This window comes from Microcystis aeruginosa LEGE 91341 (genome assembly GCF_015206885.1).
In the GTDB taxonomy this organism is placed as follows: Bacteria; Cyanobacteriota; Cyanobacteriia; order Cyanobacteriales; family Microcystaceae; genus Microcystis; species Microcystis aeruginosa_H.
In genome coordinates this window covers 1-1,079 of sequence record NZ_JADEXY010000278.1, presented here as the reverse complement: position 1 = coordinate 1,079, position 1,079 = coordinate 1, and the positions used below count along the sequence as shown (strand labels likewise).

The 1,079-nt window shown below is 44.3% G+C and carries 1 protein-coding gene; it reads left to right on the top strand.

All coding sequences use genetic code 11. The features are described from left to right. Window positions 1-15: 15 nt before the first annotated feature. Window positions 16-1,079: GDP-mannose 4,6-dehydratase (gmd, locus tag IQ234_RS20850; RefSeq protein ID WP_172456320.1), on the top strand; the 1,064-nt coding region annotated here is incomplete at its 3' end.

Sequence of the window (1,079 nt, the reverse complement as noted above, 5' to 3'; positions counted from 1 at the left end):
TTAGGTAAATTACTGATGACTGAAGCTAAACGCGCCCTAATTACCGGCATCACCGGTCAAGATGGTTCCTATCTGAGCGAATTATTATTAGAAAAAGGCTATGAAGTCCACGGTATCATCCGTCGTACTTCAACTTTTAACACCGATCGCATCGATCATATCTACATTGACCCCCACCAGCCGGATGCTAAATTATTTCTTCATTATGGCGACCTCACCGACGGGACGACCCTGCGGCGTATCCTTGAACAAGTGCAACCGGTAGAAGTGTATAATTTAGGCGCACAATCCCATGTGCGAGTTAGTTTTGATGCCCCAGAATACACCGTTGATGCTGTAGGGGTGGGAGTTTTGAGACTACTAGAAGCAATTCGGGATTACCAAAAAAGAACTGGCATCGAAGTGCGTTTCTATCAAGCAGGTTCCTCGGAAATGTTCGGAAAAGTCATGGAAGTTCCCCAAAAAGAAACCACGCCATTTTATCCCCGCAGTCCCTACGCTTGTGCGAAAGTTTACGGTCACTGGCAAACAATCAACTATCGGGAATCCTACGACTTATTTGCCTGCAACGGCATTTTATTTAACCATGAATCCCCCCGTCGGGGAGAAACTTTTGTCACGCGCAAAATTACCCGCGCTTTGGCCAGAATTATTGCTGGACAACAGAAAAAACTCTATCTAGGAAATCTCGATTCTAAACGGGATTGGGGTTATGCTAAGGACTATGTGCGGGCGATGTGGTTAATGTTACAACAGCAAGAACCGGATGATTATGTGGTGGCGACAAATGAAACCTATTCTATCCGGGAGTTTCTCGATATTTCTTTCCAATACGTTAATTTAAATTGGCAGGATTATGTGGAGTTTGATCAACGTTATTTGCGTCCAGCGGAAGTGGATTTATTGATAGGAGATTCCACAAAAGCCAGAGAGAAATTAGGTTGGCAGCCGTCGGTGACGTTCGAGGGACTGGTAAAATTAATGGTAGATGCGGATTTAGCGGCTTTGGGGATTAATCTTAATAACGGTGGTGATAGCCAACAGTTATTAAAAGATTTGGCTTATCTTCGCAATCGTTC